The 25,816-nt window shown below is 43.2% G+C and carries 27 protein-coding genes; 19 read left to right on the top strand and 8 right to left on the bottom strand.

Annotation, left to right across the window (positions count from 1 at the left end; translation table 11 throughout):
- The first annotated feature begins 107 nt into the window (after positions 1 to 107).
- A complete protein-coding gene (locus tag HUO09_RS11605) occupies positions 108 to 2,228 on the top strand; it encodes a methyl-accepting chemotaxis protein (protein WP_167411056.1) in 2,121 nt (706 codons plus the stop codon).
- 41 nt (positions 2,229 to 2,269) lie between these two features.
- Here HUO09_RS11605 and rsmS read toward each other — a convergent pair whose 3' ends face one another.
- The 4 genes from rsmS to dinG form a co-directional block, all read right to left on the bottom strand.
- Entirely contained in the window at positions 2,270 to 2,440 is a 171-nt protein-coding gene (rsmS, locus tag HUO09_RS11600; protein ID WP_167411055.1) for a pleiotropic regulatory protein RsmS, read from the bottom strand.
- The gene (locus HUO09_RS11595; protein WP_167411054.1) at positions 2,441 to 2,989 is read right to left on the bottom strand and encodes a primosomal replication protein; all 549 of its coding nucleotides are present in this window, start codon (positions 2,987 to 2,989) and stop codon (positions 2,441 to 2,443) included.
- Entirely contained in the window at positions 2,986 to 3,765 is a 780-nt protein-coding gene (locus tag HUO09_RS11590; protein ID WP_188234160.1) for a TSUP family transporter, read from the bottom strand. The genes HUO09_RS11595 and HUO09_RS11590 overlap by 4 nt, the downstream gene beginning before the upstream one ends.
- A 99-nt stretch (positions 3,766 to 3,864) precedes the next feature.
- A complete protein-coding gene (gene dinG / locus HUO09_RS11585) occupies positions 3,865 to 5,940 on the bottom strand; it encodes an ATP-dependent DNA helicase DinG (RefSeq protein ID WP_188234079.1) in 2,076 nt (691 codons plus the stop codon).
- Positions 5,941 to 6,451: 511 nt separating this feature from the next.
- On the opposite strand from dinG, the gene HUO09_RS11580 reads away from it, so the two are divergent.
- Positions 6,452 to 7,459 (top strand): porin, encoded by a 1,008-nt coding sequence (locus tag HUO09_RS11580; protein ID WP_188234078.1) that lies wholly within the window; start codon positions 6,452 to 6,454, stop codon positions 7,457 to 7,459.
- Between the two features lie 72 nt (positions 7,460 to 7,531).
- Positions 7,532 to 8,143, top strand: coding sequence for a DUF2057 family protein (locus HUO09_RS11575; RefSeq protein WP_188234077.1), 612 nt, complete (start codon positions 7,532 to 7,534; stop codon positions 8,141 to 8,143).
- An 83-nt stretch (positions 8,144 to 8,226) separates the two neighbouring features.
- Here the strand turns inward: HUO09_RS11575 and HUO09_RS11570 are convergent, their stop codons facing one another.
- The 4 genes from HUO09_RS11570 to HUO09_RS11555 all read right to left on the bottom strand — a co-directional run bounded on the left by HUO09_RS11570 (position 8,227) and on the right by HUO09_RS11555 (position 11,359).
- Positions 8,227 to 8,694, bottom strand: a complete 468-nt coding sequence (locus HUO09_RS11570) for a YchJ family protein (RefSeq protein WP_188234076.1) — start codon at positions 8,692 to 8,694, stop codon at positions 8,227 to 8,229.
- A 64-nt stretch (positions 8,695 to 8,758) separates the two neighbouring features.
- Positions 8,759 to 9,973 (bottom strand): EAL and HDOD domain-containing protein, encoded by a 1,215-nt coding sequence (locus HUO09_RS11565; RefSeq protein WP_188234075.1) that lies wholly within the window; start codon positions 9,971 to 9,973, stop codon positions 8,759 to 8,761.
- A gap of 100 nt (positions 9,974 to 10,073) precedes the next feature.
- Entirely contained in the window at positions 10,074 to 10,802 is a 729-nt protein-coding gene (lpxH, locus tag HUO09_RS11560) for a UDP-2,3-diacylglucosamine diphosphatase (protein WP_188234074.1), read from the bottom strand.
- Positions 10,803 to 10,864: 62 nt separating this feature from the next.
- Positions 10,865 to 11,359, bottom strand: coding sequence for a peptidylprolyl isomerase (locus HUO09_RS11555; RefSeq protein WP_167411048.1), 495 nt, complete (start codon positions 11,357 to 11,359; stop codon positions 10,865 to 10,867).
- Between the two features lie 201 nt (positions 11,360 to 11,560).
- Here HUO09_RS11555 and cysS point away from each other — a divergent pair, with 201 nt between their 5' ends.
- The 16 genes from cysS (at position 11,561) to nadA (ending at position 25,775) form a co-directional block, all read left to right on the top strand.
- On the top strand, positions 11,561 to 12,943 hold the full coding sequence (cysS, locus tag HUO09_RS11550) for a cysteine--tRNA ligase (RefSeq protein WP_167411047.1): 1,383 nt from the start codon (positions 11,561 to 11,563) through the stop codon (positions 12,941 to 12,943).
- A 98-nt stretch (positions 12,944 to 13,041) separates the two neighbouring features.
- The gene (ruvC, locus tag HUO09_RS11545) at positions 13,042 to 13,563 is read left to right on the top strand and encodes a crossover junction endodeoxyribonuclease RuvC (RefSeq protein ID WP_042486630.1); all 522 of its coding nucleotides are present in this window, start codon (positions 13,042 to 13,044) and stop codon (positions 13,561 to 13,563) included.
- 125 nt (positions 13,564 to 13,688) lie between these two features.
- The gene (gene ruvA / locus HUO09_RS11540) at positions 13,689 to 14,306 is read left to right on the top strand and encodes a Holliday junction branch migration protein RuvA (RefSeq protein ID WP_188234073.1); all 618 of its coding nucleotides are present in this window, start codon (positions 13,689 to 13,691) and stop codon (positions 14,304 to 14,306) included.
- 84 nt (positions 14,307 to 14,390) lie between these two features.
- A complete protein-coding gene (gene ruvB, locus HUO09_RS11535) occupies positions 14,391 to 15,395 on the top strand; it encodes a Holliday junction branch migration DNA helicase RuvB (RefSeq protein ID WP_167411045.1) in 1,005 nt (334 codons plus the stop codon).
- A gap of 459 nt (positions 15,396 to 15,854) precedes the next feature.
- On the top strand, positions 15,855 to 17,441 hold the full coding sequence (cydA, locus tag HUO09_RS11530) for a cytochrome ubiquinol oxidase subunit I (RefSeq protein WP_188234072.1): 1,587 nt from the start codon (positions 15,855 to 15,857) through the stop codon (positions 17,439 to 17,441).
- 15 nt (positions 17,442 to 17,456) lie between these two features.
- Complete coding sequence (cydB, locus tag HUO09_RS11525; RefSeq protein WP_188234071.1) at positions 17,457 to 18,593, top strand: cytochrome d ubiquinol oxidase subunit II; 1,137 nt, start codon at positions 17,457 to 17,459, stop codon at positions 18,591 to 18,593.
- Positions 18,594 to 18,605: 12 nt separating this feature from the next.
- Positions 18,606 to 18,713: a cytochrome bd-I oxidase subunit CydX gene (gene cydX, locus HUO09_RS11520; RefSeq protein ID WP_000270285.1), complete on the top strand. Its 108-nt coding sequence runs from the start codon at positions 18,606 to 18,608 to the stop codon at positions 18,711 to 18,713.
- Positions 18,706 to 19,011 carry a cyd operon protein YbgE gene (gene ybgE, locus HUO09_RS11515; protein ID WP_167411042.1) on the top strand — a complete coding sequence of 102 codons (306 nt, stop codon included), beginning with the start codon at positions 18,706 to 18,708 and terminating at the stop codon, positions 19,009 to 19,011. Before cydX ends, ybgE begins: the two co-directional genes overlap by 8 nt.
- Before the next feature lie 169 nt (positions 19,012 to 19,180).
- On the top strand, positions 19,181 to 19,588 hold the full coding sequence (ybgC, locus tag HUO09_RS11510; RefSeq protein WP_188234070.1) for a tol-pal system-associated acyl-CoA thioesterase: 408 nt from the start codon (positions 19,181 to 19,183) through the stop codon (positions 19,586 to 19,588).
- Complete coding sequence (gene tolQ, locus HUO09_RS11505; RefSeq protein WP_167411040.1) at positions 19,578 to 20,261, top strand: protein TolQ; 684 nt, start codon at positions 19,578 to 19,580, stop codon at positions 20,259 to 20,261. The genes ybgC and tolQ overlap by 11 nt, the downstream gene beginning before the upstream one ends.
- Positions 20,262 to 20,264: 3 nt before the next feature.
- Entirely contained in the window at positions 20,265 to 20,708 is a 444-nt protein-coding gene (tolR, locus tag HUO09_RS11500) for a protein TolR (protein WP_102954755.1), read from the top strand.
- Positions 20,709 to 20,722: 14 nt separating this feature from the next.
- Entirely contained in the window at positions 20,723 to 21,793 is a 1,071-nt protein-coding gene (tolA, locus tag HUO09_RS11495) for a cell envelope integrity protein TolA (RefSeq protein ID WP_167411039.1), read from the top strand.
- Positions 21,794 to 21,807: 14 nt separating this feature from the next.
- Entirely contained in the window at positions 21,808 to 23,160 is a 1,353-nt protein-coding gene (gene tolB, locus HUO09_RS11490; RefSeq protein ID WP_167411038.1) for a Tol-Pal system beta propeller repeat protein TolB, read from the top strand.
- Between the two features lie 28 nt (positions 23,161 to 23,188).
- On the top strand, positions 23,189 to 23,731 hold the full coding sequence (pal, locus tag HUO09_RS11485) for a peptidoglycan-associated lipoprotein Pal (RefSeq protein ID WP_188234069.1): 543 nt from the start codon (positions 23,189 to 23,191) through the stop codon (positions 23,729 to 23,731).
- Positions 23,732 to 23,747: 16 nt separating this feature from the next.
- Positions 23,748 to 24,524, top strand: a complete 777-nt coding sequence (ybgF, locus tag HUO09_RS11480; protein ID WP_188234068.1) for a tol-pal system protein YbgF — start codon at positions 23,748 to 23,750, stop codon at positions 24,522 to 24,524.
- A gap of 189 nt (positions 24,525 to 24,713) precedes the next feature.
- Positions 24,714 to 25,775, top strand: a complete 1,062-nt coding sequence (nadA, locus tag HUO09_RS11475) for a quinolinate synthase NadA (protein ID WP_167411036.1) — start codon at positions 24,714 to 24,716, stop codon at positions 25,773 to 25,775.
- The last annotated feature ends 41 nt before the right edge of the window (positions 25,776 to 25,816 follow it).

Genomic DNA, 25,816 nt, shown 5'->3' with positions numbered 1-25,816 from the left:
TGGTGGGTTTTATGTCAGATTTGTATTGATATATCGATAGATTGTGGTCTAATTTCGAGTTATCTCATTCGAATATATGAGTTTAAACGCTAGCATAAGGATGTTGTATGCGAACACTATCAGTTCAGTGGAAAATTACACTGTTGGCAGGTTTTTGCCTGCTGGTAACCTCGTTATCTCTTATCGGGTTCTCGGTTTACAATGCTGTGACGAATCAGCAGGTGATTAAAAATCAGAGCGCTGAATCCGTTATCAACAAGTCTCAACAGTTACTTAAAACTCGCGCACAGTTAAATTCTACTGAAGTATCTGAATATCTCAGTGAAGCGATTTATCGTGCAGAAATGCTCTCTTCGAACGCCTTATTCCTAAAGAAAAACTCGGAAGACAATTTTGGTGAAAGCGAAGCACTGAGGACTGCTCTGAACGAAATGGTTCGCAAATCAGTGCTAGATTTTCCAACTATCGAAGGTGCTTATCTGGTCTTCAAACCTAATGCTCTCGATTCTGAAGACAGCAATTATGTGAATGCCGATTATGTAGGTTCCAACGATATCGGACGCTTTGCTCCATATTGGCGATCAGCAGATGATGGTCAGAATGCCGTCAATGAAGTTTTAACTGAGAAACAATTGTCGGAGGCGACAAATAGCGAGCGTTTTGCATGCCCGATCAATGACGGCAATGCATGTGTCACTTCTCCACGATTAATTAATCAAGGAACCGAGCAGTTTTTAGCCACTTCGATATCAGTGCCCATCGTCGTTGATGAGGAAGTGATTGGTTTTTACGGAATTGACCTAAAGCTAGATCCTTTATTAGTTATCGCAAAAGATTCAGACAGCAGTTTATTTAATGGTGAAGGCAAAATTTTCATTATTAGTTTGGACGGAACACTCATCGCCAGTGATGATCAAGCTCTGACTATAGGACAACCATTTGCTGGTTCAAGCATTTCTAAAGACAAGGTCTCAAGTCTTTTGTCTGGCAAGAAAGTCGAATCATTATGGAGTGAAGACGGGCAATGGATGACGGTGTTTGCTCCGATTACTGTTGCCAATCAAACTTGGGGCGTTATATTTGAAATGCCTCGAAGCAGTGTTCTAAAAGACGCTGATCAGCTCAATACTGTCATTACTGCACAAGTAGAGAGTGGTGTTAAAGTCGAGTTATTCGCAGGTTTGTTGTTCTCGGTAATTGGGTTATCTGTTATCGCGTATACGGCGTCTCGTATCGTTAAACCCATTCGTGAAGTTGTGGTGCGTTTAAATGATATTGCAGACGGAGAAGGTGACTTAACGCAACGACTCGATGTGCAATCGCAAGATGAAATTGGTCAATTAGCTCACGGGTTTAACAAATTCCTCGATAAGCTTCAATCAACCATTAGGCAAGTCATTGAAACTACTCATTCTGTTGCGGACACCACTGAGCAAGCAAAGATCACTGCTGGTGAGACAAGACGTAGCAGTGAAGCGCAGTTTAAAGAAGTTGACCTTGTTGCGACTGCCTCTGAAGAGATGACGCAGACCGCAAGTTTAGTCGTCCACAACGCCGAAAATGCTGTACACGCGGCAGAACAAGCGAATGAGTCTGCCCGTATCGGTCAAGAAGTGATTAAAACTTCGGAAGCAGAGATGCTCAACTTGGTCGATACCATGAACCGCGCTGTGCCTATTGTTGAGGAACTGGCGCGTAACAACGTCAACATCACCGATATTCTTGAAGTGATTGAAGGCATTTCAGAACAGACGAATTTATTGGCACTCAATGCTGCAATTGAGGCGGCTCGTGCTGGTGAACAAGGAAGAGGCTTTGCAGTGGTTGCAGATGAAGTTCGTAATCTTGCTAGTCGCACTCAGACGTCGGTTGGTGAAATCCGAACGGTCATCGAGAAAGTTGAAAAAGGCACCAGCGATGTGGTGAACGCTATCCAAGAAGGCAATAGCTTAGCGAATGGAACGGCGTCTCATGTACAGCAAGCGGTAGCTGAGTTAAACAAAATTTTTGATGCCATCTCAGCCATTAACGATATGAACTCTCAGATTGTGAAAGCGGCAGAAGAACAACAAACGGTGTCCGCTGAAGTGAACCAAAACGTAGCGAATATTCGGGATTTGAGCGCTCAAATACTAGAGCAGGCCGGAGAATCTGAAGCTGTGGGTGCAGAAATCAGCTCGCTCTCAAAACAGCAGCAAGCACTGGTGAATCAGTTTAAAGTAAGCTAATTGCTTCTAAGTGATTAATTGTAATAAAAAAAGAGCGCTAATTAAGCGCTCTTTTCCTTTTCTAGTTTAGCTTGAAAATCGGACTTTACGATTTCTAGCGCTGCGAGAACAACTTCAGTGTCAACGTTATTGGATTCCAGAAGGTAAATAAGATCAACGGCAAGCTTGATTTCATCTGGTGCATTTTCTAAAGAGGAGTGGCTGTCGTTCATTTATTGATTCTTCTCTCGAAAGGTAATCTGTTTTTCAATTTTTGTTTTTGCTTCCTGGCAGCGTTGAAGCCTCTGTTCCGCTGCGAGCAGTGCTTGCTGAGCGGTTGTCTTATTGTTTCCAAATGCGCTTTCAACGGCAGCTTGCTTATCTTGAACAAGGAGCATCAGTCTACGTTCCCAGTCTTGGTGTTGTGCTAAATCTTGATATAAGTCGCTGATTGGCTTTCTTGTATCTCTGAAATGTTTTGGTTCTTTTTTGCGAATCGCTTGGGTCGACATTTCACGCTGAATTGCACTAATTTGCGCAAGAAGGCGCTCGGTAAGATATTCCGCTCGAAGTTGAGTTAGCTTACCTGCATTTTGCTCGCGGAGAATTGCATTCAGTGTGCTCTCTGTTTCAATAACACACGGAGTCAACAGCTTACCGTGACAGTGAAACAAAGTGTCATCAAACAGAGGGCGATAGTGCTCACCTCGAGTACGGTCTATGAGTGCCGCATTTGATTTTAGCTCTTCGATGAGGGGATTTAATCTGGATAAGTCTTTCATAGCGTCACGAACCAAGCATCATAAGCAAGTTTTACCGCAAGTATACTGACTACGGTGACAAATACAGGCCGAATAAATTTAGCACCAAAGCGAATGGCAGAATGCGCACCAACAAAAGCGCCTGCCATTAAACACACACCCATGGTTAAACCGAGTACCCAATCAATATGACCTAAAATCGCGAAGGTGATCAAGGATGTCAGGTTGCTGGTGAAATTCATTGCTTTGGCTAAGCCTGATGCCAATAGTATGTTTAAGCGATAAAGTGCCATTGAACTCACTGTCCAGAATGCCCCTGTTCCTGGGCCTGCTAGGCCATCGTAAAATCCTAAGCCAAAACCTTGGAGATATTGCTTAGTATTGAATTTCTTACATCCGGCGGGCATTTCATTTTGTACCGTTGTCGGCGCTTTGTGCCAAACTGTATAAATTGCAGCGGCAAGAATGATTAACGGAAGCACTTTTTGTAACCAGTCGGTGCTGATGGCATCAACGACAAGCGTACCCACAGTGGCGCCGATTAGGGTCATAACAAAAGCACGTAGCCAGTACTTTGGCTTAAAAAGCTTCTTTCGGTAATAAGTAAGCGCAGCGGTGGAAGACGCAAAAGTCGCTGCTAGTTTATTGGTACCCAGTGCAATATGCGGGGGAAGCCCTAGAGAAAGCAATGTGGGGACAGTTAACATGCCACCACCGCCCGCAACAGCGTCGATAAACCCAGCGATAAAAGCCACTAAAGCCAACACGACCAACATGGTTGGTTCGACTAATTCAATCAAAAATACGATCCTGAATTCTTTTTTAAGGTGATAAATAGGGAAAGATATACCCACACTATGGGTTGCAGTTAGGCAGTAAGCGAATTACGGCGTCCTTTAATACTCGATGGTTCGTTTAAACGGGGGAAGGGAGTCTAACAACGCCTTTCCGTATCGTTTTGATACCACTCTGCGATCAAGTATCACGACTCTACCAGAATCCTTCTCTTTACGCAGCAAACGTCCCACTGACTGAATCAGCTTTTTACTTGCCTCTGGTACTGATATTTGTAAAAACGGATTGCCGCCACGATGCTCAATATACTCCGCATGCGCTTGCTCAACAGGTGAAGTTGGAACAGCAAACGGTATCTTGGTAATAATCAGGTTTTCTAATAAGTCACCCGGTAAGTCTAATCCTTCTGAAAAACTTCCAGTACCAAATAGCACGCTTGTTTTTCCGCACTGCACGAGCATTTTATGTTTTTTTAGAATTTCACCGCGAGATTTTTCACCTTGTATCTGCAGCGTCCACCCCTTTTGGGCAATAAGTTGCGATAGTTTTTCCGCGACTTCTTTCATTTGCCAATAAGAAGCAAACAGAACAAGGTTGGCTTTATCAGCAACAAGATACTGTTTTACTTTATCGGCGAGATAAGGAGTAAAATCTTTCGCTGGTGGTTCAAGTTTCATTGTAGGAACCAACAGCTCCCCCTGTTCTATATAGTTAAACGGTGATGCTAATGAGAGAAATTGAACACCATCTTCAGGTTTTTCACTGATACCTGCTTGGCGGCAGAAAAAGCTGAAAGAGTTGAGAGCCCGTAATGTCGCGGATACCAGAATAGCACCGATACAACGGCTCCAAATTTGTTGATCTAGCTGCCAACCGATCTCTAAAGGTGAAACGTGAATGGTAAAATCACCTTCGCGTTCTGTATGGGTCTGTAACCAACGAGCAAGCGGAGCGCCTTTTTCTCGTTTAGGTTCCGCCATTAAATTCCATACTTGGTATAAATTCTCTAAACGTTGAATATAGAAACCCAGCTCAGTCAGCGCTGGTTCAGCTAGGCGAGAAGCCAGTTCTCCTTCCTTTACTTTCTCTGCAATCAAATCCGCAATTTTCGCAACACTTTGGTTGGCTTTTTGGCTCTGGCGTTTTAGATGTTTTGATTCCTCTTCCAACCATTGAGGTAAGTCACCGTGCTCAAAGCGATAAATGTTGTCTTCAAAAGACGCAGGGTCGAAGCGCTGGGTAAGCTGGCTTAATCCGGGAATCAACTCTTGAATCGCAGTTTGCGCTTCATCTAAAAAGCGAGACGCGCGTTTTGCGTCAGCGAGATTGCTCAATTTGGTCAAAGAGCGATTCAGGCTTTCAAGCCAGGAGGCAGCACCTTTTAGTGAGGTTGCAGCTGAAGCGTGATCCCTAGCTACGTGGGGAAGATGGTGTGCTTCGTCAAAGATGTAAATCGTATTTTCGGGCTCTGGCAGTATGATACCACCTCCCAAATCCGCGTCTGCCATTACTAAACTGTGGTTTGCAATAATTACATCCGCTTTATCTAATTCTGAGCGCGCTTTTTGGAATGGACAGTGTCTGTGTGCTGGAAAGCTGCCATTACAGCTGTGTTTGTCGCTGACGATGGAATTCCAGATTTCATCGCTGATCGTTTTAGGCCAGGAATCTCTGTCCCCGTCCCATTTCCCTTTACCGAAAGCCTCGTACATGGTTTCTAACATTTTGATGTCAGCCGCCTTGGGCTTAGTTTCAAACATTGCGAGTTGAGCACCATCTGCACCAGAAGCCGAAGCCAACTTTTCAGCACAACAATAGCGTTGGCGACCTTTAGCAATAATAAAAGTAAAACTCTGATCAGTGATTCGTCTATATAAAGGCAAATCTTTGTGAACAAGCTGTTCTTGTAACGCAACGGTAGCGGTTGATATGACGACTTTACGATTATTGGACACAGCGACAGGAATCACTCCCATTAAGTAGGCGAGCGACTTACCAATTCCGGTGCCAGCTTCAGCTACCATCATTCGAGTTGATTTGTGATGGTTGCCACACAATGTTTTTGCAATTTCTGCAACAAGAAAGTTTTGCGCTCGGCGAGGAACGAAATTATCGAGCTGATTTTGTAGGTTTTGGTAACTACTTCGGATCGATTGTTGGATTTTTTTTGTAAGCATAACGAGCCCTGCGTGACGGGAATCGCATGTTAACACAGTTTGCAAATCCTACGTAGCTCACGAATTTGCATCATTTTGAAAGGAATATAGATCTCCTTCACAAAAAAAAACTGAACCTTCAGGAACTTAAATTTAATTCACAAAATAAAAAATATAAAACTTAACAATATTGCTCATAAGTTTATTTAATCCTGATTGATTGGTTTTTTTAATTGTCTTTCAGAGTTTTGTTCTGAATTGATTGTTTGTGAAACGTTTACATTTTTATGAATATTTCAATACATCCTGTTCGATAAATGTACGTTTTTTAGGTTAACATCATGAATTTTATGGTATTTATTTATTTTTATGCGAGCGATTTAGAGTATTTGACACGCAGGATATTCTTTTGCAATCTAAACCTCGAAATTTAGTGGCGGTAGGAACTAACCGAAGAGTTGGTCACTACCATCAAAAATAAAAGGGAACCGGATAAGGATTTCCCACATTTAAGAAAAGGCAGTGGATTACTATGAAAAAGACTCTATTAGCACTAGCAGTTCTTGCAGCAGCAGGTTCTGTAAACGCAGCTAACCTATATGAAAACGACGCGACAGCAGTAAACATTTCAGGTGAAATTGACGCGCTATACAAAGACCTATCAGTTAAGTCTGGTGGCGCAAATTACAAAAATACAGATGGTGCACTTTCTGCTTGGGCTAACGTTCAATTCGACATCGACCATAAACTTTCTGATGCGGTAACAGCGTTTGGTTCTTTCGAAATCGAAGGTGACAATGGTTCTACAACTAGCGTTGATGATGCTTTTGTTGGTTTTAAAGGTGCTTTTGGTAAAGTTAAAATCGGTGAAACTGGTAGCTCTTACGCTCTTCTTGAAAAAGCTGAGCTAACAAATGAAGGCGCTGATACTGACCTAGTTTACAACTCAACTGAGTCAGATGGTCACGGTATTCGTTACGAAATCACAGTAGCAGACAACCTATACCTATCTGCTGACTACCAAACTACTAAAGATGCTAACAAAGGTAATGACTGGGCAGTTGGCGCAGATTACTCAATTGGCGATTTCACCATCGGTTTAGCATACCAACAAGCTGACGAAGATGCAGTAACGTACAATCGCAACGCAGTAGGTACTTCTGTAGCTTATGAAGCAAATGGTCTATACGTTGCAGCTACATACTCTCAGTATGAAGGTCAAGGCGATGTGAACGTTGAAGGTGGTGATACTTCTTACGATCTTGGCGACCACGATGGTAACACTGCAGCTCTAGCAGCATCTTACTCTTTCAGCGATTATAAAGTTTACGGTGCTTACCAAACTATCATGGCTGATAAGACTACTAGCGGTGCTAACTTAGATGCAGATATCAAAAACTGGTACGTTGGTGTTGAATACGCTGTAATGGCAAACCTAACTGCATTTGCTGAATACAACGCAGCTGAACTAAGTGGTTCTGATGTTGCAGCTAAGCAAGAAATGGACTTTATGGCAGCAGGTCTATACCTAACTTTCTAATTTGAGAGAGTTTGAGAATTTAAAGCCAGTGCAAAATTGCACTGGCTTTTCTTTTAAAAGGTAATGGTAAGTATGATTAAAAAGTTATTGTTGGTTGCTTTTATAACCAGCCCTTGGCTGTCTCAAGCTGCTACTTTAAGTGTTGACAAAGGTATAACTGTACACACTATAAACGGGTCTAGTGTTAAACCTGATGATGATGGTCACTATACTTTTGATTATGGAAGTTTACAGCTTTCAGCTGACTTTGCAGGGAAGCTGTCTAATGGACCTAGTTCCGAATACTATTCCTCAAAACCGTATGTAATATACTTAGAAAAAATAAGTTCTGATGTACATGTTTCTTTGATTTCAAATAAGTATAAAGATGTTTCAAACGCTGGCGAAAAGTCGCTGCCGCTCTTCGAAATTGAAGTAGATGGTAATTCTGTTCAATCAGAGCAGGCGCTGTTGCCACCTATTTCAAACTTCTTCCCATATGCTGATGTTCCAGCACTTGTAACTGCTTACAATAAGAAAAATGGATTACTTGTTTCCAATCAAGTAGTAGCAGACCTGTCAGACCTCTCCGATAATTTAGGTGATGTGCAGGGGACTAATGTTCAAAAGCTTCAAGTTATATATCTACAATCATCAACCGAAGAGCGTAAAGCTTTCCGCCGTTGGATGATCGATCAAGAATAAATTCCAAAACGCCAGTCTTTAGACTGGCGTTTGCTTTTGTCGCTATTCATTAACTTAGTACTTGTAAATAGAGGGTAGTAGATTTAGCCACAGCACTTTTTAAACTTCTTACCACTGCCACATAGGCATGGATCGTTACGGCCGATTTTCTTATCTTCAGAAGAGGTAGGAAACTCGCCATCAATATAAAACCACAAACCATCTTCACGGACAAAACGCGAACGTTCTTCTAAACACAGCTCTTTACCTTGGTCCGTCAAATAGGCTTTAAAATGGACGAAGCCTTCGTTGGCCGTTGTCCCATTTGCACTATTGATAACCTCTAATCTGCACCAGTCACTCTTGATGGAATCTGCAATCGCGGCACGGTCGTTTTCAGCATTGCAAGAAGGGTGATATGTATTCACAACGAAATCTACTAAGCCGAGCACATGAGCGCTATAGCGAGCTCTCATCAATTGCTCTGGCGTATGTGCTTGGGCATGGTCAGTGTGAATAGGCTGGCAGCATTCTGAATAAGGTTTTGCGTTACCGCAATAGCAGTTGTTCATAAGATGATAGGGATGAAAATGGCCTCAAATTGAGGCCAAGTTTAGGGATGTATAGATTAAAAGTCTAGATATCGACTTGTAGAAGATCAGCGCTCCATTGAAGTGCTTCATCATAGCTCTGACTTAACACCTCATCGCTGAGCTCTAAACTTTTGGCCAGTTCTGACACCTGATCCCAATCTGCATGCTCATAAGCTTTTGACAGTGATAAGATCTGGCCTAATGCGCCTTTACCTTGAGTTAATGCAAGTTTCACTGCTTCGTCAATGGGAATCAGCTCTACGATACTTTCTAGAGGCTGATCTAACAGACAGTCGAGTAACGAAAACATGCCTGTAAGGAATGCAAGATCTGCATCACTACTTTGTCTGCTTTTGCTCCATGCTAACTGGCAAAAGCGAGCGCGTTGAATGGAAAGGCCATAGAGATAGTTAGGTTTAGAGCTGTCAGTCGAAGCAATGGCTACAAGCGAAATAAATTGCCTTAGTCGCTGTTCACCTAAATACACCAGCGCTTGCTTGAAAGACTGTATCTTAGAGCTAACGATAGCTGAAGAATTAACAAAAGTGAGCAGCTTATAGGAAAGAGAAAGATCTCTGGCTATCAAAGACTCCAATTCTTTGTAGTCAATCTCGTCTTTCGCTATCTCTTTACACAACTGAACTATGGTTAAAAATGTTGGCTGTAAAGCTTTACGTTGAATGAGCTCTGGTTTACTAAAGAAATAACCCTGGAAATAGTCAAACCCAGCCTTTTTCGCTTGCTCAAATTCGTCATAGGTTTCAACTTTTTCGGCCAAAAACTTAATTCTTGAACCTTTAAGTTTGCTGATGAAGACACCCGCTTTTGCAATAGGAACGATTCGAATATCAAATTTGATGAAAGAGACATAGGGTAAAAACGGCTGCCATTCTTTGCTTGGTACAAAATCATCCAGTGCGATTCTATAACCTTGCGTAGCTATCTTTTTAATCGCTTCTAAAAGCTCTGAGGTTGGCTCACAATCTTCTAGAACTTCAACAACCAAACTGTCTGACGGAAAGAGGGTAGGTACTAGGTTTATTAGGCTCTGATAAGGGAAGTTTACAAAGCCGACATGATTTCCCAGAGTCTGATAGTGGGTCGAAAGGAAATGATCCGAAAGCAACGTGCTGGTTGCTTTATCGGGATCAATTTCTGGAAACGTATTCTTAGGACCGTCTCTAAATAGCAGTTCATAACCGAAAGTTTTTCGGTCGCCATCTAATATAGGCTGTCTAGCGATATATGAGTACTTCAAGGCTTTACCCTAACTCCATTTTTGGTGTGCCAATTATATCAATATAAACTCGATTTATTGTGCACATCCTCATATCCCTCTGCGACATTGGTCGCCAATTTCACGATGCAAATGTTTTGTTTTGCAGTTCATATCCATGGTCTGAATAAACAAGTATAGAGCCTTGTGTATACCAATCACCTAAAACAATGCGAGTCTTTTCTTCACCTGACGACGAAATTTTATGGATGTTTGGACGATGGGTATGTCCGTGAATCATGGTGTTTACCTGATGCTTTTCCATCACAGCTAAAACTTCGCTCGGTGTCACATCCATAATAGACATAGATTTGTTGCTTTTATCGCTGCTGGTATCAGATTGGATCTTTCTTACTATTCGGGTTTTGATGAAGAAAGGTAGGCGATTGAAAAACCACTGTAACCACGGTTTATGTACTTTCTCTCTGAATGCTAAATAGCGCACGTCTTCGGTACACAATGTATCGCCATGAAGTACCACGACGTTTTCACCGTAGAGATTGATTACCTGTTCTTCGTCGAGCAGTGTGACACCTGTTTGTTTAGCAAATCTTTTTCCAACCAGAAAATCACGGTTGCCATGTGAGAAAAATACGGGAATGCCTTTGCTAACCAGTGTTTTAAATTCGCTTTTAATCTGCTCTGCAAAGTTGGTCGGATCATCATCCCCAATCCAAAAATCGAAAAGATCGCCTAGTACATAGAGTGCATCTGCCTTAATGGCATCTTCACGCATAAAAGAGATAAAACAATCGGTAATATCTGGGCGCTTAGGAGTGAGGTGGAGGTCTGAAATAAATAATGTATGCATAGGAAGAGTATTTTATGTTGAGTTGCAAACAGTGGAGCGCATTAAGCGCCCCACTTTAAAGATTACTCTTCGATAGTTGTGCCAGTGATGACAACATCTTCTAGTGGTACGTCTTGGTGCATACCGTAAGAGCCAGTGCTAACGCCTTTGATCTTGTTTACGATATCCATGCCTTCTACAACTTCTGCAAAAACACAGTAACCCCAACCATCTAGGCTTTCTGAACGGAAGTCTAGGAATGTGTTGTTGTTTACGTTGATGAAGAATTGAGAACTTGCAGAGTGTGGTTCCATAGTACGAGCCATTGCAAGAGTGCCCACTTTGTTGCTTAGGCCGTTGTTTGCTTCGTTACGGATAGGTGCGCGAGTCTCTTTTTCACGTAGACCAGAAGTCATACCGCCACCTTGGATCATGAAGCCGTCGATAACACGGTGGAACAAAGTGTTGTCGTAGAAACCGTCGCGGCAGTACTGTAAAAAGTTTGCGCTAGTTTCTGGTGCTTGCTCTGTATTCAGCTGAACTTTAATGTCACCAAAGTTTGTATGAAGGGTGATCATGTGCTTTACCTTTGCTTGTTTTGTTTGAGTATCTAAGACCTGTGAAGGCAATTTTGAATGAAAATTAACCTCAACAGGCTAACAGACCCTAATCTTAGCTTAACTTTTTGCTCATTCAAAACATCAAATGGATGACCTAGCGATAACAGAGTTGTTATACTGCACCACTATTTTGGTTTTAACGGTAATTAGATAGAGATCATGCTGAAAATATATAACTCACTAACAAAACAGAAAGAGGAATTTAAACCCATTACTGCTGGTAAAGTCGGCATGTATGTCTGTGGAGTGACCATATATGATCTTTGTCATATCGGACATGGCCGTACGTTCGTTTCATTTGATGTGGTTGCACGTTACCTTCGCTACTTGGGCTATGATTTAACATTCGTTCGAAACATCACTGACATTGATGACAAAATCATCAAGCGTGCGTCTGAAAACCAAGAGTCATGTGATTCACTAACTGAACGCTTGATTCAAGAAATGTACACCGATTTTGATGCGCTAAACATCAAGCGTCCTGACATTGAACCGCGTGCAACGGCTTATATCCAAGAAATCATCGAGCTGGTTGAACGTTTAATTGAGCGTGGTTTTGCATATGTTGCTGATAACGGCGACGTTATGTTCGAAGTTAGCAAGTATGATGAATACGGTAAATTGTCTCGCCAAGACTTAGATCAACTGCAAGCAGGCGCTCGTGTAGATATCGAAACAGCAAAACGTAGTCCATTAGACTTTGTTCTTTGGAAAATGTCTAAGCCGGGAGAACCGACTTGGGAATCTCCATGGGGACCGGGTCGTCCAGGTTGGCATATTGAGTGTTCAGCGATGAACTCTTCAATATTAGGTAATCACTTCGATATTCACGGTGGTGGCTCAGACCTAATGTTCCCGCACCATGAAAATGAAATTGCACAATCTTGCTGTGCGCACGGTACTCAGTACGTGAATACGTGGATGCACAGTGGCATGGTGATGGTAGACAGAGAGAAAATGTCTAAATCACTAGGTAACTTCTTTACCATTCGTGATGTATTGAACCACTACGACCAAGAAACCGTACGCTATTTCTTGATGTCTGGTCATTACCGTAGCCAACTGAACTACAGCGAAGAGAACCTAAACCAATCGCGTGCTTCTCTTGAGCGTTTATACACGTCACTTCGTGGTTTAGACATGAACGCGGCAGCGGCTGGTGGTGAAGAGTATGTTAGCCGCTTTACTGCTGCGATGAATGATGACTTCAACACACCTGAAGCTTATTCAGTGCTGTTTGATATGGCTCGTGAAGTGAACCGCCTTAAGAATGAAGATATGGCCAACGCGAGTGCTCTTGGGGCATTGATGCGGGAACTTGCAGATGTGATTGGTATTTTGTACCAAGACCCAGAAGCTTTCCTAAAAGGTGGTCAAGGTGACGACGATGAAGCGGCAGAAATTGAAGCTTTGATTAAGTTACGTAATGACTCTCGCGCTGCGAAAGATTGGGCAAATGCGGATTTAGCTCGCGACAAGCTTAACGAGATGGGCATCGTTTTAGAAGATGGCCCAGCGGGTACAACTTGGCGTCGTAAGTAATTCATTAGAGATTGTGGGCGTAAGCCCACTTTCTTTATCTAGACTATTTTCGTTTTCTAGATTCTTTTTTGTGTTCTTCAAATTTTAAATGGCACTGAATGTCGATTATTTTAGGGATTGACCCCGGCTCTCGTATAACGGGCTATGGCGTGATCAAACAACAAGGCAGACACCTTTATTACTTAGGCAGTGGCTGTATTCGCACCTCCGAGAAAGATCTTCCCACGCGCCTAAAGCAAATCTATGCAGGTGTTACCGAAATCATTACCCAGTTTCAGCCGGATGTGTTTGCTATTGAGCAAGTGTTTATGGCGAAGAACGCTGACTCTGCACTTAAGTTAGGGCAGGCGAGAGGCAGTGCTATTGTCGCAGCGGTAAACGCAGACCTTCCGGTTTACGAGTATGCCGCACGTCTAATCAAACAAGCGGTTGTCGGTACGGGTGGCGCAGATAAGTCCCAAGTTCAGCATATGGTTCAACAAATGTTGAAGTTACCTGCCAAACCACAAGCGGACGCAGCTGATGCATTGGGGGTTGCGATTTGCCACGCCAATACCAATAAAACCCTGATAGCTCTGGCTGGCAAAGCGACAGGGGCCAGAAAAGGGCGCTACCGATAAGGTTTGAACTCTCATTGACACTAAAGAGAGTGTGATATGTTCCTTACCTATCTTTTACTGGCTATATATCCAGTTATTTATTATCATCTTTCCCATTACAAATTTCCCAACCAAAGGAATCTCAAGTGATTGGACGTCTTCGTGGCACTCTTATAGAAAAGCAACCACCAGAACTATTAATTGAAGTTGGCGGCATCGGTTATGAAGTGCAAATGCCGATGAGTTGTTTCTATGAACTACCAAACATTGGTGAAGAAGCCATCATTTATACTCACTTTGTTGTCAGAGAAGATGCACAGCTTCTTTACGGTTTTAATACTGTTAGCGAACGAGCATTGTTCCGTGAAGTGATTAAAGCAAATGGGGTGGGACCTAAAATGGGCTTGGGTATCCTGTCTGGTATGACGGCATCTCAATTTGTTTCTTGTGTTGAGAGAGAAGATATTTCAACTTTGGTTAAGCTCCCAGGCGTCGGCAAGAAGACCGCTGAGCGTCTGGTTGTCGAAATGAAAGACCGTTTGAAAGGTTGGGGGGCAGGAGATCTGTTTACGCCTGCAACTGATGCTGCACCAATGGATTCTCTGCCTAATTCACAAGAGCAAGGAGCAGAAGACGAAGCGGTAAGTGCTCTGCTCTCTCTAGGCTACAAAGCACCTCAAGCGGCTAAAGTCGTGTCTCAAGTTGCTAAACCGGGGATGACCAGTGAGCAACTTATCCGTGAAGCATTGAAATCCATGGTTTAGAATGATTGGATTATTGCGGACGTGTTTTATCTTAGAAGTATTGGCACATAACAACGACGAAGAGCAGACGTTAGGAAAGTATATATGATTGAAGCTGATCGCCTTATTGCTCCAATGAACCCTTCATTTAAAGATGAAGAGGTGATTGATCGTGCGATTCGTCCTAAGAAATTGGCCGATTATCAAGGTCAGAATCACGTTCGTGATCAAATGGAAATTTTTATCAAAGCGGCGCAAATGCGCAGTGAGGCGCTCGATCATCTGTTGATATTCGGCCCTCCCGGGTTGGGTAAGACCACATTAGCGAATATTGTTGCTAATGAGATGGAAGTAAACATTCGCACCACATCTGGTCCTGTGCTCGAAAAGGCAGGTGACCTAGCCGCACTGCTTACCAACTTAGAAGAGAACGATGTGCTCTTCATCGATGAGATTCATCGCCTTAGTCCTATGGTTGAAGAAGTTCTTTATCCGGCAATGGAAGACTATCAACTGGATATCATGATTGGTGAAGGGCCTGCGGCTCGCTCAATCAAGATAGATTTGCCTCCATTCACGTTAATAGGGGCAACAACCAGAGCTGGGTCGCTGACCTCTCCCTTAAGAGACCGTTTTGGCATTGTCCAGCGTCTCGAATATTACAAGATTGCAGACTTGCAACATATCGTACAGAGAAGTGCAAATTGCCTAGGTTTGTCTATGGATAGCGAAGGGGCTTTGGAAATAGCTCGTAGAGCACGAGGAACGCCTCGAATTGCTAACCGATTATTACGCCGTGTTCGAGATTATGCGGAAGTGAAAGGTAACGGGCACATATGTGATGATACTGCAGACAAAGCATTGAATATGCTGGATGTCGATAATCAGGGCTTTGACTATATGGACAGAAAACTACTTTTAGCTATCATGGAGAAGTTTTCTGGCGGTCCTGTTGGTCTCGACAACCTTGCTGCAGCCATTGGTGAAGAGAAAGATACCATCGAAGATGTTATCGAACCGTATCTAATTCAACAAGGCTATTTACAAAGAACACCACGTGGACGTATTGCTACTGACCGTGCTTATTTGCATTTCGGTTTGGTTAAATAAAGTTACAATTGTTTTTGATTAAATTGTAGACACGCGCTTTGTGATTGGTGTCACAATTCAAAAATCTTAAAAGGTTATAAAGGGTTATCATAGTTTGTTGGCTTGTTAACCCTTTGTTGCTCAAAACCTGCTCTCCTCGGCTATTTTTACCTAACGCTAACAATAAATATCAGTTTCTGTTGATCTGGGTCATTTTGTTGTTCTGTTGTATAAAATTCACGCAATAAAATTGATTTAAGTCAAAGCGCTTTTGTACGAGAAATCTTTTGAAACGTAGGTTTTTTCTCAGTAGTATTAGCTCAAGCTATATTAGCTGTTACTTAACAATTAACTAACCACAAAAGCACATAAATGCAACAACTGGTTGTTAAGTGGCAACATTTTACCGTTGTCCTTAACAGGTGTTTGGTTGTTGTAATATGTCATAAGGTGTCATTCAGCCGGCACAAAGGAGTTACTATGATTGACGTAGTTGATCTGTCGCGGTTGCAGTTCGCACTGACAGCGATGTATCACTTCTTGTTCGTTCCATTGACTCTCGGTATGGCTTTTTTACTAGCCATTATGGAGTCTTTATATGTAATGACTGACAAGCAGATCTACAAGGACATGACTAAGTTCTGGGGTAAGCTTTTCGGTATCAACTTCGCATTGGGTGTGGCTACAGGCCTGACAATGGAATTCCAGTTTGGTACCAACTGGTCTTATTACTCTCACTACGTAGGCGACATTTTTGGTGCTCCTCTTGCAATCGAAGCCTTAGTAGCGTTTTTCCTAGAATCTACCTTCGTTGGTTTGTTCTTCTTTGGATGGGACCGACTCACTAAGCGTCAACACTTGGCGGTTACGTGGTTAGTTGCACTAGGCTCAAACTTCTCTGCACTGTGGATCTTGATCGCTAACGGCTGGATGCAAAACCCTGTGGGTGCTGAATTCAACTTCGAAACCATGCGTATGGAAATGGTGAGTTTCGCTGAAGTTGTATTTAACCCTGTAGCTCAGGTTAAGTTTGTTCATACCGTGGCTTCTGGTTACACAACGGGTGCAATGTTCATTCTTGGTATCAGTTCATACTACCTATTGAAAGGTCGTGATGTTGCTTTTGCTCGTCGCTCTTTTGCTATCGCTTCATCATTCGGTATGGCGGCAATTTTGTCAGTAATCGTACTGGGTGATGAGTCAGGTTACGAAGTCGGTGAGGTTCAGAAAGTGAAGCTGGCTGCTATTGAAGCGGAATGGCACACAGAACCGGCTCCAGCAGCGTTCACCATGTTTGGTCTTCCAAACCAAGAAACCATGCATACGGATTACGCAGTTAAGATTCCATATGTAATGGGTATTATCGCGACTCGTTCATTTGATACTGAAGTAAAAGGTCTGCGTGACCTTCGTGATGAACACGTTGATCGCATTCGTAACGGTATGTATGCGTACGAACTGCTAGAAAAACTTCGTGCTGGTGATAAATCATCAGAAAACATGACGGCATTTGATGAAGTGAAAAATGACCTAGGTTATGGCTTGCTACTTAAACGCTACACAGACAAAGTTACTGACGCGACTGAAGAGCAAATTCAAGCAGCAGCAGATGACTCTATCCCAACAGTATGGCCTCTATTCTGGTCATTCCGTGTGATGGTGGGCGTTGGCTTTATCATGCTGTTTGTATTTGGTATGTCATTCGTGCAGACATGTCGTCAAAAAATCGAACAGAAACCTTGGGTTCTTAAAGCGGCACTATTCAGTATTCCGCTACCTTGGATTGCAATCGAATCAGGTTGGTTTGTAGCTGAATACGGTCGTCAACCTTGGGCCGTTGGTGAAATCTTACCAACAAACGTTGCCGCTTCTGCGCTAAGTGCGAGTGAAATCTTGACGTCTCTATTCGCGATTTTGGCTCTGTACACAATATTCCTGATTGCTGAAGTTTATCTAATGGTTAAGTTTGCTCGTAAAGGCCCTAGCAGCCTGAAAACTGGTCGTTACCATTTTGAGCAGGACGCTAACTCTGTAGAAGACAAAGTTAGTCGCCAAGTAGAAGCATAAGCAAGGAGAGAACACATGTTTGATTATGAAATCTTGCGACTAATCTGGTGGGTACTAATTGGTGTATTGCTGGTTGGTTTCGCAATTACAGATGGCTTTGACATGGGCGTTGGCGCGCTAGTCCCGGTTATCGGTAAAAGCGACAATGAACGTCGTGTAATGATTAACTCTATCGCTCCTCACTGGGATGGTAACCAAGTTTGGTTGATCACAGCGGGTGGTGCTTTGTTTGCGGCATGGCCTTTGGTTTATGCAACATCGTTCTCTGGTTTTTACCTAGCGATGATTGTGACTTTGGCTGCGCTTTGGTTGCGTCCACTTGGTCTTGATTACCGTTCAAAAATCGAAGATCCAAAATGGCGCAATGTATGGGATATCTGCATCTCAATCAGTGGTTTTGTTCCACCAATCATTTTTGGTGTGGCATTTGGTAACTTGCTACAAGGTGTACCATTCCAACTGAATGATTTCCTTATGCCGACTTATCACGGTTCATTCTTTGGTCTGCTAAATCCGTTTGCACTTTTGTGTGGCCTAGTTAGCTTGTTCATGATCCTTCTACAAGGCGCTTCTTGGCTACAAATGAAGACGACAGATGCGGTTCATGCTCGAGCTCGTGGCGTGGCTCAGCTTATGGGTCTGTTAACGACAGTTGCATTTGTTGCCGCTGGCTTCTGGGTTCAGGGTCTTGAAGGATACGTTATTGCTGGCGGTATTGACGGCAATGCAGTGTCTAACCCTCTAAACAAAGAAGTCGTGCGTGAAGTGGGTGCTTGGATGAACAACTTTGAGCAATATCCGTTAATGTGGGCAGCGCCTGCATTAGGTGTGGTAATGCCACTACTTGCAGCTTTAGCTTCTCGTTTTGAGAAAGGTGGCTTTGCGTTCTTGGCTTCAAGCCTAGGTAACGCGGGTGTTATCTTCACTGCTGGTTTGGCTATGTTCCCATTTGTTATGCCATCAAGCTTAGATCCGAAGAGCAGCTTAACGATGTGGGATTCTACATCAAGCGAACTGACTCTTAATCTAATGACGGTTGTAGCATTTGTAATGGTGCCAATTATTCTGGCTTACACTTCATGGACTTACTACAAGATGTTTGGTCGTCTTGACAACAAGTTCATTGAAGAAAACAAGAACTCACTTTACTAAGGAGCAAAAATTATGTGGTACTTTGCATGGATTTTAGGCGTATTACTCGCTTGTGCATTTGGCATCATCAATGCTCTTTGGCTAGAGCACACTGAAATGATGGATAAAGATAGTGAATAACTTGTCGACTCAGGTTGCCAAGTTCCACTCTCCAATGGATAAAACCTTATTCAAGGTTTTATCCTTGGCTCTGGGGTTCTACCATTTATTTTCCATTATGTGGAACCCAGAATCTTACGCTGATAGTATTGGTGGATTTAATGCCATCGTCGCTCCATTGATCATCTGGGCAATGTGCTCAAGTATGGTTTACGGCGTAGGGTTTAAACCACGCTTTTGGGTTTGGCAGCTATTGTTTAGCCCTTACATTTCACTTCCAATACTGGTTATTTTCGCTGGGATACGACTTCTCGCTTAAGTGATTGAAATAACGGTTGGTGAAGAAATAAACGAATTAGCGCTTTCTCTTTGAGGTAGCGCTAATTTTTTTGACACACTGTTACGAATTAACTCATTCCCCCTTGTACTATCGACGACGAGTTGCGTTATAGTAAAACCTCATTCGGTAAATCAATTAATCCAAAATTATGAAAGCGTTTCATTGGCCAATCACCATTTACTACGAAGACACGGATGCAGGTGGTGTTGTTTATCATTCGAACTACCTTAAATTCTTTGAAAGGGCTCGTACGGAAATGCTGCGTGCCATCGGTGTATCCCAACAAGTTTTATTGGAACAACGTATAGGATTTGTTGTCAGACATGCCGACATTGATTTTATACAAGGCGCTCGATTGGACGAACAGCTCAACGTTGTCACGACTATTTCAGAACTCAAGAAAGCATCGCTAATATTCTGTCAGGAGCTCGTCAATCCTGATAACAAGGTGTTGTGTAAAGCAATAGTTAAGGTAGCATGTATCGACAATGAGAAGATGAGACCTAAGGCCATGCCTCAATTAATTATTTCGGAGTTAACCAACTGTGCAAGCTGATATTTCAATTCTCGACCTTTTCCTTCAGGCCAGTTTGTTAGTCAAAATGGTCATGCTTATTCTTTTGGGAATGTCGATTGTTTCGTGGGCGATGATTATCAAGCGCTATAAAGTTTTGTCACAGGCTACGAGAGATGCTGAAGCGTTTGAAGACAAGTTTTGGTCAGGTACAGATTTAGCCGTTCTCTATCAAGATGTGAAAAAACGTAAAGATGAGATTATGGGTACAGAAGAAATCTTCTACTCAGGTTTCACTGAATTCGCTCGCCTACGCAAAACCAACTCTGATTCACCAGACTTCGTGATGGAAGGTACCGGGCGAGCTATGCGTGTTTCTGTGGCACGCGAAGTAGAAGAGCTGGAAACAAACTTACCATTCCTAGCAACGGTGGGCTCAATCAGCCCTTATATCGGATTGTTTGGTACGGTTTGGGGTATTATGCATGCGTTCATTGCGTTAGGCGCAGTAAAGCAAGCAACATTAGCAATGGTTGCGCCGGGTATCGCTGAAGCGTTGGTTGCGACAGCAATGGGTCTGTTTGCAGCCATTCCTGCGGTAATGGCATACAACCGTTTAAGCAATACGGTTGGCAAGTTAGAGCACGCTTACGCAACGTTTTCTGAAGAATTCCATAGCATTTTACACCGTCAAGCAATGGCGGGTAGGGAATAATCAATGGCCGGTTATCAGCCAAAAAAGCGTAAACTCACCGCTGAAATCAACGTTGTACCTTACATCGACGTTATGCTGGTGTTGCTTATTATTTTTATGGTCACATCACCGTTTGTTACGCAAGGTGTCGATGTAGAGTTACCTAAAACATCAACGGCTAAACCAGCGTCTGAGATGGCTGGGGATAGTGATGCGAGCTTTATCATTGTAGAAATTGATAAAGAAGGTAACTTAGGGTTGAGCGTTAACAATGAAGAGGTTCAGCGAGGGTTATCACTACAAGACATTATTGTCAGAGTGAAAGCAGAGCTATCACTTAAGCCAAATTCTCCTGTCGCCGTGGGCGGTGATGCTGCCACACCGTATGCAGAAGTGGTACTTGTGTTAGATGAATTAAGTCGAGCCGGTATACCAAAAGTCGGGTTGTTAACGGATATCAAGGAATAGGCTTAACATCGTTCATGAAAGATCATAAGTCGAAGAAAAGCTCATACACCAAGCCGATAGCGTTGTCTGTCGGCCTTCATGTAATTTTAATTGTCACTTTACTTTGGGGCACAGACTTCACTATGTCCAAACCAGAACCGTCTGGACAAATGGTGCAAGCGGTTGTAATTGACCCCAACTTAGTTAAGCAGCAAGCGAATAAAATCCGTAGTCAACGCGAAGCTGCATCTAAAAAAGAGCAAGAGCGTTTAGACAAGCTACGCAGGGAAAGCGAGCAGCTTGAAAAGAATCGCAAAGCGGAAGAAGAGCGTATTCGTAAGCTGAAACAGCAGCAAGCCAAAGAGGCTAAAGCCGCAAGAGATGCGGAAAAGCGTCGTCAAGAGCAAGAAGAACAGCAAAAGGTTGCTGCAGAAAAAGCGCGCGTAGCAAAAGAACAAGCAGCTAAAGCTGAAGCAGAGCGTAAAACTAAAGAAGAAGCAGCGAAGAAAGCGGAAGCTGAACGCGTAGCGAAAGAGGCCGCGGCAGCGAAAGCCGAGCAAGAAAGAGTAGCAAAGGAAAAAGCGGCTCAGGAAGCTCAAGAAAAAGCCCGTCGTGAACGCGAGGCTGCGCAAAAAGCAGAGCAAGAAAGAATAGCGAAAGAAAAAGCGGCAAAAGAAGCGGCTGAAAAAGCGAGACTAGAGAAAGAAAGAGCAGAAAAAGCAAGGCTAGAGCGTTTGGAACAAGAAAAAGCACTGAACAGTATTTTTTCAGGCTTAGAAAGTGAAGCTCAGCAAAACACCTCGGCTCGTTCACAATATGTAATGAGTGAAGCGGAACGTTGGGGCGCAATATATACCCAGATGATTCAGCAAAATTTGTTACTGGAAGACAGTTTTAAAGGAAAAGAATGTAAGGTGAACTTACGTTTGATACCAACAGGTGCAGGCGCAATAGTAGGAGAGTTATCGGTTATGAACGGTGATTCACGCCTATGTTCTGCAACAAGACGTGCAGTAGCGCAAGTTGGAACATTTCCATTACCGAAAGACGATTCTGACGTAGTCGAAAAACTGAAAAATATTAATTTAACCGTAGTACCAGAGTAAAAAGGATAAAGCTTGTGTTTAAGCGATTGATTTTAGGATGTGTACTTGTCATCACAAGTAGTCTGCAATTTGCCAATGCAGCGTTGGAGCTGGTTATTACCGACGGTATCAATTCTGCGCGGCCAATTGCTATTGTTCCGTTCAAATGGGAAGGTTCCGCTCCTTTACCACAAGATGTTTCGGCTGTTATTTCATCTGACTTACAACGAAGTGGGAAGTTTAGCCCAATTCCTACAAACAAAATGCCACAAACTCCATACACTGAAGCACAGGTGAAATTCGATGCTTGGACCAGTATTGGTGTCGATGCGCTGCTTACAGGAAGCATTACTCAAAATGCTGAAGGCAATTATGTTATTAATTATCAACTAGTAGATGTTGTTCGTGGACAGTTGACTCAAGGCCAAGGTAAATCGTTGAGCCCAGACGGTCAGTTGGTTCTTTCTAAAGATCATGTGCTGTTCAACAAGGTTGCTACTGTACCCGCGAAGCGACTACGAGAGTATGCGCACCGTATTTCAGATCTTGTCTATGAGCAACTCACAGGGGAAAAAGGTGCGTTTTTAACTCGTATCGCCTATGTGGTCGTGAACGATAAAGATCCATACCCTTATCAACTACGTGTTGCCGATTACGACGGTTATAACGAAAGACTGGTTCTTCGTTCTAAGCAGCCTCTTATGTCACCGTCATGGTCACCAGATGGCAAAACACTGGCTTACGTTAGTTTCCAGAATGGTCACGCAGAAATTTACCTGATGAACATTTACACTGGAACTCGTGAAAAAGTGACGTCATACCCACGCCATAATGGGGCTCCAAAATTTTCTCCTGACGGAAAACAGTTGGCGTTGGTACTGTCTAAAACAGGCAGTCTACAAGTGTATACCTTGGATCTGGCTTCCCGTAAGCTGACGCAAATAACGAGTGGTCGCTCAAATAACACGGAACCATTTTGGCATCCGAATGGTGAATCACTCATATTTACATCAGATCGGGGTGGTAAACCACAGATATATCAAGTAAATTTGTCAGACCGTGCGACGACGCGTTTGACTTGGCAGGGCAGCCAAAATTTAGGCGGTCAGATTACTCCGGATGGCAGATTCCTCGTTATGGTGAATCGTTCAAACTCTGGCTTTAACCTGGCAAAACAAGATTTGGAAACAGGGTCAGTACAAGTTCTTACAAAAACTTTGCTTGATGAGTCTCCAAGTATTGCGCCGAATGGTGGTATGGTTATATACAGTTCCATCTACAACAAGACCAACGTATTGTCGATGGTCTCAATAGACGGAAGATTTAAAGCTAGATTACCGGCAACCAATGGACGTGTACGCGCTCCTGCCTGGTCTCCGTTCTTATAGCGAAAAATACAAAATAAAGGAAAACAAGATGCAACTTAATAAAGTTCTTAAAGGGCTACTAATTGCGCTACCTGTACTAGCAGTGACAGCTTGTAGTTCAAGCGATGACGCAGCAAGCAACGCTGGTTCAGAAACAACTAACCAATCAATTTCAGGTTCAGCTAACCAAGTTGATACAACTGTTGTTTCTCCAATGGATCAAAATGGTCAGCTTTCTGAGCAAGAGCTTAAAGAGCAAGCTCTACGTGAAACTTCAACCATTTACTTCGCATTCGATAACGCAACTATCGCTGGCGACTACGAAGAAATGCTAGCGGCTCACGCAGCTTACCTAAGCAAAATGCCAAGCCTTAAAGTAACTATTGAAGGTCACGCTGATGAACGCGGTACTCCAGAGTACAACATCGCACTAGGCGAGCGTCGTGCACAAGCTGTAGCTAAATACCTAGAAGCACTAGGTGTTCAAGCTGACCAAATTTCTATCGTTAGCTACGGCGAAGAGAAGCCTCTTCTTCTTGGCCAATCTGACGAAGTATATGCTAAGAACCGCCGCGCAGTTCTAGTATACTAATTCGGGGATGAACCTCATGTTCAGTAACTTAAAGCGCGTGATCACGCTTACGTTACTGGCAAGTGCAGCGAACAGTTCGTTCGCTGCACCAGCTCCAGTATCTGATCTCAGCAATAATTCATCTAGCCAAGCCTCTTTTACTCGGACTGCTTCTTCAGAATCGGAAGTTCAGCGATTAGAGCGTCTGCTTGAAAATCGTGCGCGCCTCCAAGTGCAAATGCAGCAACAGCTAGACGACATGGCTCTCGAAATTAATGAATTACGTGGGCAGATAGAAAAAAATAACTACGATATGCAGCAGATGTTACAACGCCAAAGGGAGTTGTTTGTCGAGCTTGACCGTGTTCGTGGTGAAATGAAAAAGCCTACACCTGCGGTGGTTGCATCTAATGATGAAGACGTACCTAAAGGTACTTTCAGCAGTGATGCTGATGAACAAGCGGCCTATCAAAATGCCGTAGACCTAATTCTGAAGAAACGCGACTACGCCGGAGCGATAGCTGCTTTTCAACAATTCCAAAAAGATTATCCAAACTCGAACTTTGCTCCCAATGCTCATTATTGGTTAGGACAACTGTACTTTGCTAAGAAACAAGATAAAGAAGCTGTGACCAGTTTTGCTGCTGTGGTTTCTTATAAAGATTCTAACAAGCGAGCGGATGCTTTAGTGAAGTTAGGAGACATTGCTAAGCGAAATAACAACGCTGCACAGGCTACCAAGTACTATCAGCAAGTGGTTGACGAGTACCCAACCAGTGCTTCAGCGAAAGTCGCCAGTGAAAATCTGAAATAATAAAAGCAGATGATAGAAAAGAGGTTGCCAAATGGCAGCCTCTTTTTCCTTTTACACCTATCTAAAGCAACGAATATCGCTGACGAGTAATAAAATTTTCTGTCGTTGCCCAAAGGAATCATTTTTGCCTATCTATTCTATGTCGGTGTACAATGCCCGAATTAAAGGAAGTTGCATAGAGCATGAGCAATGAGCCATATATTAGATAAAATCGATACGGTTTACCCATTCCCTCCAAAACCGATTCCATTATCGGCGGAAGAGAAGCAAACCTACCTTGCGAGTATTAAAAAGCTGCTGAAAGAGAAAGATGCAGTTTTAATCGCGCATTATTATACAGACCCAGAAATCCAAGCCCTTGCGGAAGACACAGGCGGCTTTGTTGGTGATTCTCTGGAAATGGCAAAGTTTGGTAACCGCCACCCAGCAAGCACACTGATTATTGCTGGTGTACGCTTCATGGGCGAGTCTGCGAAGATTCTTACGCCTGAGAAACGAATTTTGATGCCAACGCTAGAAGCAGAATGCTCACTAGATCTTGGCTGTCCTGCTGACAAGTTCTCAGAGTTTTGCGATGCACACCCAGACCATACTGTGGTCGTGTATGCGAACACTTCTGCCGCTGTAAAAGCGCGAGCTGACTGGGTAGTGACTTCTAGTATTGCTTTAGAAATTGTTGAGCAGCTTGATTCTGAAGACAAGAAAATCATCTGGGGTCCAGATCGTCATCTTGGTTCTTACATTGCAAATAAAACCGGCGCAGACATGCTGCTTTGGCAAGGCGAGTGTGTGGTACACGATGAGTTTTCAGCAGACGCACTGAAGAAGATGAAGAGCCTCTATCCAGAAGCGGCTATCTTGGTTCATCCAGAATCGCCTTCAAGTGTGGTAGAACTTGCCGATGCTGTAGGTTCGACAAGCCAATTGATCAAAGCAGCGAAAGAATTGCCTCATCAGAAAATGATTGTCGCAACAGACAAAGGTATTTTCTTTAAGATGCAGCAACTCGTACCTGAAAAAGAGCTGATTGAAGCGCCAACAGCAGGTGCAGGCGCGACTTGTCGCAGCTGTGCGCATTGCCCTTGGATGGCAATGAATGGCTTAAAAGCGATTGAAAAAGCACTGAAAGACGGTGGAAGCGAACACGAAGTTTTCGTTGATGAAGAGTTACGTGTTAAGTCGTTGATCCCGCTAAACCGTATGTTGGATTTCGCAGAGCAGCTTAATATCAAGGTAAAAGGCAACGCTTAAGCGCGGCTACCAACGAATTGATAAGCCAATAAAATGAAAGA

Origin of the sequence: Vibrio sp. Y2-5 (assembly GCF_014596725.1) — a bacterium.
Classification (GTDB): Bacteria; Pseudomonadota; Gammaproteobacteria; order Enterobacterales; family Vibrionaceae; genus Vibrio.
This window is presented reverse-complemented; position numbering and strand designations above follow the sequence as displayed.

Bases quoted from the DNA above. Each gene is read 5' to 3' on its own strand.
- HUO09_RS11580 (WP_188234078.1), top strand. From the start codon at position 6,452: ATGAAAAAGACTCTATTAGCACTAGCAGTTCTTGCAGCAGCAGGTTCT.
- HUO09_RS11575 (WP_188234077.1), top strand. From the start codon at position 7,532: ATGATTAAAAAGTTATTGTTGGTTGCTTTTATAACCAGCCCTTGGCTG.
- tolA (WP_167411039.1), top strand. From the start codon at position 20,723: ATGAAAGATCATAAGTCGAAGAAAAGCTCATACACCAAGCCGATAGCG.
- cydB (WP_188234071.1), top strand. From the start codon at position 17,457: ATGTTTGATTATGAAATCTTGCGACTAATCTGGTGGGTACTAATTGGT.
- ruvC (WP_042486630.1), top strand. From the start codon at position 13,042: ATGTCGATTATTTTAGGGATTGACCCCGGCTCTCGTATAACGGGCTAT.
- cydX (WP_000270285.1), top strand. From the start codon at position 18,606: ATGTGGTACTTTGCATGGATTTTAGGCGTATTACTCGCTTGTGCATTT.
- ybgF (WP_188234068.1), top strand. From the start codon at position 23,748: ATGTTCAGTAACTTAAAGCGCGTGATCACGCTTACGTTACTGGCAAGT.
- ybgC (WP_188234070.1), top strand. From the start codon at position 19,181: ATGAAAGCGTTTCATTGGCCAATCACCATTTACTACGAAGACACGGAT.
- nadA (WP_167411036.1), top strand. From the start codon at position 24,714: ATGAGCCATATATTAGATAAAATCGATACGGTTTACCCATTCCCTCCA.
- dinG (WP_188234079.1), bottom strand. From the start codon at position 5,940: ATGCTTACAAAAAAAATCCAACAATCGATCCGAAGTAGTTACCAAAAC.
- lpxH (WP_188234074.1), bottom strand. From the start codon at position 10,802: ATGCATACATTATTTATTTCAGACCTCCACCTCACTCCTAAGCGCCCA.
- HUO09_RS11595 (WP_167411054.1), bottom strand. From the start codon at position 2,989: ATGAAAGACTTATCCAGATTAAATCCCCTCATCGAAGAGCTAAAATCA.
- HUO09_RS11555 (WP_167411048.1), bottom strand. From the start codon at position 11,359: ATGATCACCCTTCATACAAACTTTGGTGACATTAAAGTTCAGCTGAAT.
- ruvB (WP_167411045.1), top strand. From the start codon at position 14,391: ATGATTGAAGCTGATCGCCTTATTGCTCCAATGAACCCTTCATTTAAA.
- tolR (WP_102954755.1), top strand. From the start codon at position 20,265: ATGGCCGGTTATCAGCCAAAAAAGCGTAAACTCACCGCTGAAATCAAC.
- rsmS (WP_167411055.1), bottom strand. From the start codon at position 2,440: ATGAACGACAGCCACTCCTCTTTAGAAAATGCACCAGATGAAATCAAG.
- cysS (WP_167411047.1), top strand. From the start codon at position 11,561: ATGCTGAAAATATATAACTCACTAACAAAACAGAAAGAGGAATTTAAA.
- HUO09_RS11605 (WP_167411056.1), top strand. From the start codon at position 108: ATGCGAACACTATCAGTTCAGTGGAAAATTACACTGTTGGCAGGTTTT.
- cydA (WP_188234072.1), top strand. From the start codon at position 15,855: ATGATTGACGTAGTTGATCTGTCGCGGTTGCAGTTCGCACTGACAGCG.
- pal (WP_188234069.1), top strand. From the start codon at position 23,189: ATGCAACTTAATAAAGTTCTTAAAGGGCTACTAATTGCGCTACCTGTA.
- HUO09_RS11570 (WP_188234076.1), bottom strand. From the start codon at position 8,694: ATGAACAACTGCTATTGCGGTAACGCAAAACCTTATTCAGAATGCTGC.